The 5,324-nt window shown below is 74.7% G+C and carries 4 protein-coding genes; 3 read left to right on the plus strand and 1 reads right to left on the minus strand.

Going from position 1 to position 5,324, the window contains the following annotated elements:
- The 3 genes from cobT to CCN33_RS17030 form a co-directional block, all read left to right on the plus strand.
- On the plus strand, positions 1-1,852 hold a 1,852-nt coding region (gene cobT / locus CCN33_RS17020; RefSeq protein ID WP_140394571.1), incomplete at its 5' end, for a nicotinate-nucleotide--dimethylbenzimidazole phosphoribosyltransferase.
- Between the two features lie 160 nt (positions 1,853-2,012).
- The gene (gene cobA, locus CCN33_RS17025; RefSeq protein ID WP_086694448.1) at positions 2,013-3,248 is read left to right on the plus strand and encodes a uroporphyrinogen-III C-methyltransferase; all 1,236 of its coding nucleotides are present in this window, start codon (positions 2,013-2,015) and stop codon (positions 3,246-3,248) included.
- A 31-nt stretch (positions 3,249-3,279) separates the two neighbouring features.
- The gene (locus tag CCN33_RS17030; protein ID WP_086694449.1) at positions 3,280-4,101 is read left to right on the plus strand and encodes a TrmH family RNA methyltransferase; all 822 of its coding nucleotides are present in this window, start codon (positions 3,280-3,282) and stop codon (positions 4,099-4,101) included.
- On the opposite strand, the gene CCN33_RS17035 is transcribed toward CCN33_RS17030, so the two are convergent.
- The coding region (locus tag CCN33_RS17035) for a serine/threonine-protein kinase (protein ID WP_086694451.1) at positions 4,083-5,324 on the minus strand (1,242 nt) is incomplete at its 5' end. The genes CCN33_RS17030 and CCN33_RS17035 overlap by 19 nt on opposite strands.

The raw sequence follows: 5,324 nt of genomic DNA on the forward strand, positions 1-5,324 counted from the left end.
GGACGCCGCCGCCCCGCAGAGCCCCGTGACCGAGGCACCGGAGCTCGTCCAGCACGCCGAGGACCTCGCCACCAACGACGCCGACCAGGACGAGGACCCCGGGCCCGCCCTCCCGCCGGGCCCGGCCGCGCCCGCGTACAACGACGCCGAGCGCGAAGCCGTACTGAAGGTGATCCGCGAGCGCCGTGACATCCGCAACGGCTTCCGCAGCGACCCGATCCCGCACGACGTGCTGCTGCGCGTCCTGGAGGCGGCCCACACCGCCCCCTCGGTCGGCCACTCGCAGCCCTGGGACTTCGTCGTCATCCGCTCCGCCGACACCCGGCGCGCGATGCACGACCTCGCCATGAGCCAGCGCGAGGCGTACGCCAAGTCGCTGCCCAAGGGCCGGGCGAAGCAGTTCAAGGAAATGAAGATCGAGGCCATCCTCGACACCCCGGTGAACATCGTCGTCACCGCCGACCCCACCCGCGGCGGCCGCCACACCCTGGGCCGGCACACCCAGCCGCAGATGGCGCCGTACTCCTCCGCGCTCGCGGTGGAGAACCTCTGGCTCGCCGCGCGCGCCGAGGGCCTCGGCGTCGGCTGGGTCAGCTTCTTCGACGAGCGGGAGATGGTCCGCGCGCTCGGCCTGCCCGAGCACCTGGAGGTCGTCGCCTACCTGTGCGTCGGGTACGTCGACGAGTTCCCGGACGAACCCGAGCTGATGCAGGCCGGCTGGTCCAAGCGCCGCCCGCTGTCCTGGGTGGTGCACGAGGAGACGTACGGCCGCCGCGCCCTGCCCGGAGAGGACCCCCACGACCTGCTTGCCGAGACCGTCGCACAGATCCGCCCGCTGGACGCCAAGGCGCTCGGGGAGGCCTGGGAGCGGCAGAAGCGCATGACCAAGCCGGCCGGCGCGCTCGGCATGCTGGAGATCATCTCCGCGCAGCTCTCCGGCCTGTCCCGGCAGTGCCCGCCGCCCATCCCGGAGCCCGCGGCCGTGGCCGTGTTCGCCGGTGACCACGGTGTGCACGCCCAGGGCGTCACCCCGTGGCCGCAGGAGGTCACCGGGCAGATGGTCGCCAACTTCCTGGGCGGCGGCGCGGTCTGCAACGCCTTCGCCAACCAGGTCGGCGCCGAGGTGTGCGTGGTGGACGTCGGTGTCGTCGCCGACCTGCCCGCCACCCCCGGTCTGCTGCCCCGCAAGATCCGTGGCGGCACCTCCGACATGACCACCGGGCCCGCGATGACCCGCGAGGAGGCCAGAGCCGCCATCGAGGTCGGCATCGAGACCGCCCGCGACCTGGTCGCCGCCGGGAACAAGGCGCTGCTCACCGGAGAGATGGGCATCGCCAACACCACCTCCTCCGCCGCGCTGATCTCCGTCTTCACCGGCGCCGACCCGGCCGAGGTCACCGGCCGGGGCACCGGCATCAACGACGAGACCCTGGCCCGCAAGACCGAGGTCGTCCGCCGCGCGCTGGAACTCCACCAGCCGGACCCGGCCGACCCGATCGGCGTCCTCGCGGCCCTCGGCGGCTTCGAGCACGCGGCCATGGTCGGCCTGCTGCTGGGTGGCGCGTCGCTGCGCACACCGGTGATCCTGGACGGGGTGAGCGCCGGTGCCGCCGCGCTGGTCGCCCGTGCCATCGCCCCCGAGGTGCTGGCGGCCTGCATCGCCGGTCACCGCAGCGCCGAGCCCGGCCATGTGGCCGCGCTCAACAAGCTGGGCCTGCGCCCGCTGGTCGACCTCGACCTGCGACTGGGCGAGGGCACCGGCGCGCTGCTGGCGCTGCCGCTGGTGCAGAGCACGGCCCGCGCGATGCACGAGGTGGCGACGTTCGACTCGGCGGGCGTCACCGAGAAGTAGCGTCACCGGGAAGCAGCCGACGGCCACGGGCGGTCCGGTCCGGAGCTCACCAGCCGGACCACCCGTGCCCCACCAGGGGCCCGGACATTAAGATCCGCACGTCAGGGCCGCTCCGAAGGCGCGGCGCGCCCACCGCACACCGCACGAGGAGCCGCACCTCATGGCCGAACACCCCGCCTACCCCGTGGGCCTCCGCCTGACCGGTCGCCGCGTGGTCGTCCTCGGCGGCGGCCAGGTCGCCCAGCGCCGCCTCCCGGCGCTGATCGCGGCCGGCGCCGACGTCCTCCTCGTCTCCCCGGAGGCCACCCCCTCCGTCGAGGCGATGGCCGACGCCGGCGAGATCACCTGGCTGCGCCGCCCGTACGCCGAGGGCGACCTCTCCGGCGCCTGGTACGCCCTGATCGCCACCAGCGACGCCGTCGCCAACGCCACGGCCTCCGCCGAGGCCGAGGCCCACCGCGTCTGGTGCGTCCGCTCCGACGACGCCGACCAGGCCACCGCCTGGACGCCCGCCACCGGCACCAGCGAGGGCGTGACCGTCGCCGTCCTCACCACCAGCGCGCGCGGCCGCGACCCCCGGCACACCGCCGCCATCCGCGACGCGGTCGTGGCGGGCCTGAGCGACGGCACCCTGGTCGCCCCCCATCACCGCACCCGCACGCCCGGTGTCGCCCTGGTCGGCGGTGGCCCGGGCGACCCGGACCTGATCACCGTCCGGGGCCGGCGGCTGCTCGCCGAGGCCGATGTCGTCATCGCCGACCGGCTCGGCCCGCGCGACCTGCTCGCCGAACTCCCGCCGCACGTCGAGGTCATCGACGCGGCCAAGATCCCCTACGGCCGGTACATGGCCCAGGAGGCCATCAACAACGCCCTGATCGAGCACGCCAAGCAGGGCAAGTCCGTGGTGCGGCTCAAGGGCGGCGATCCGTTCGTCTTCGGCCGGGGCATGGAGGAGGTGCAGGCGCTCGCCGAGGCGGGCATCCCCTGCACCGTGGTCCCCGGCATCTCCAGCTCGATATCGGTGCCGGCCGCCGCCGGGATACCCGTCACCCACCGCGGGGTCGCCCATGAGTTCACCGTGGTCAGCGGCCATGTGGCCCCCGACGACGCCCGCTCCCTGGTCGACTGGCCCGCGATGGCCCGCCTGAGGGGCACCCTCGTCGTCCTGATGGGCGTCGACAAGATCGGAAAGATCGCCGAGACCCTGATCGCCCACGGCAAGGCCCCCGAGACCCCCGTCGCCCTCGTCCAGGAGGGCACCACCGCCGCCCAGCGCCGGGTGGACGCGACGCTGGCCACCGTGGCGGAGACCGTACGCGCCGAGGCCGTGAAGCCCCCGGCGGTCATCGTCATCGGCGCCGTGGTGAACGCGACCCCGCCCACCGAACAGCCCTGACCCCTCCGGAAGAACAAGGCACCAGCACCCCGTGGCCCAGCTCATCACCGTCGACGACCCCGCCGACCCGCGCCTGCACGACTACACGAACCTCACCGACGTGGCCCTGCGCCGCAGGCGCGAACCCGCCGAGGGACTGTTCATCGCCGAGGGCGAGAAGGTCATCCGCCGCGCCGGGAACGCCGGTTACGGCATGCGCTCGATGATGCTCACCCCCAAGTGGGTCGACACCATGGCCGACCTCATCGACGAACTGACCTGCCCGGTCTACGTGGTGAGCCCCGAGCTGGCCGAGAGCGTCACCGGGTACCACGTCCACCGGGGCGCCCTCGCCTCCATGGCCCGCAACCCGCTGCCCACCCCGGCCGAGCTGCTGGAGTCCGCCGGCCCCCACGGCACCCCGCGCCGGGTCGCCCTCTTCGAGGACATGGTCGACCACGCCAACCTGGGCGCCGCCTTCCGCAACGCCGCCGCCCTCGGGGTGGACGCCGTACTGCTCACCCCCCGCTGCGCCGACCCGCTGTACCGGCGCTCGGTGAAGGTCTCCATGGGTACGGTCTTCGCGGTGCCGTACGCCCGCCTGGAGTCCTGGCCGCACGACGCGGACACCCTCCGCGCGCACGGCTTCGAGCTGGCCGCGCTGTGCCTCTCGGAGGACTCCGTCGACCTGGACGAACTCGCCGCCCGGCGCCCGGAGAAGCTCGCGCTGATGCTGGGGACCGAGGGCGACGGACTCTCCCCGGCCGCGCTCGCGGCGGCCGACGTCCATGTGCGCATCCCGATGGAGGCCGGCGTCGACTCCCTGAACGTGGCGGCGGCCTCGGCGGTCGCCTTCTACGCCACGCGCCCCTGAGCGTCCCCGGGCACGGAACCCTGCCGGACGCCCGTACGCTGCTCGCCGCCGTCCCCGCCCAGGCCGCGCGCCGGGCCGGAGCAGCCCTGCGCCACCGCGATGCCCAGGGCGACCAGCAGCGTCACCACCACGAACACGGTCAGCCGCTGGCGCAGCAGCCGGGGATTGGCCGGGCGGAGCTTGGTCCCCGTGGTACGAGCGGGACGGCCCGCGCCACTGCGCGGAGCGGGCCGGTTGCCGGTACCCCGCCCGGACGGGCCCGGACGGGTACCGGGCCGGGACGCGACACCGCCGCGCGAAGGAGCCCCGCCCCGCGAGGGCGCGGCCCCGCGCGGCGGCGGGGTACCGGGAGCGGCCCGGCGCTGCGTGGTGCGCTGCTGGTCGGGCGAGGTGTCCGCGAGCCGCACCGAGGCCCGGTCCGACACCGGCGTCCGCGGCCCGGGCGGCCGTGCCTCACCGAGCCCCTGTGCCTCGCGGGCCGCGATCTCCTTGAGCCGCAGCGACAGCTGGAGCGTGCTCGGCCGGTCCGCGGGATCCTTCGCCAGACAGGCCCGCACCAGCGGCGCCAACGCGTCCGGCACCCCGTGCAGATGGGGCTCCTCGTGCACCACCCGGTACAGCATGACCTCGGAACTGCCGTGCCCGAAGGGGGAGTCACCGGTCGAGGCGTACGCCAGGGTCGCGCCCAGCGAGAACACGTCGGTGGCCGGGGTGACCGCCGCCCCGCGCACCTGCTCCGGCGCCAGGAAGCCGGGGGAGCCCACCGCCGTACCGACATGGGTGAGCGTGGAGGCGCCGGTGGCCCAGGCGATGCCGAAGTCGATGATCCTCGGGCCCTTGGGAGACAGCAGGATGTTGGACGGCTTGAGGTCCCGGTGCACCACACCGGCCTCGTGCACCGCCACCAGCCCCTCGGACAGGGCCGCGCCGATCGCCGCCGTGTCGGCCGCGTACAGCGGGCCCTCCTCGGCGACCTTGTCGTGCAGGGACGGGCCGGGCACGTACTGCGTCGCGAACCAGGGCCGCTCGGCCTCCAGGTCCGCCGCCACCAGCCGCGCCGTGCAGCCGCCCCGGATGCGCCGGGCCGCGGACACCTCGCGCGCGAACCGCGACCGGAACTCCTGGTCCTCCGCGAGATCGGGCCGGATCACCTTCAGCGCGACCCGCTGGCCCTTCTTGTCCGAGCCGAGATAGACCACGCCCATCCCGCCCGCGCCGAGCCG

Source organism: Streptomyces recifensis, from assembly GCF_002154615.1.
In the GTDB taxonomy this organism is placed as follows: Bacteria; Actinomycetota; Actinomycetes; order Streptomycetales; family Streptomycetaceae; genus Streptomyces; species Streptomyces griseoluteus.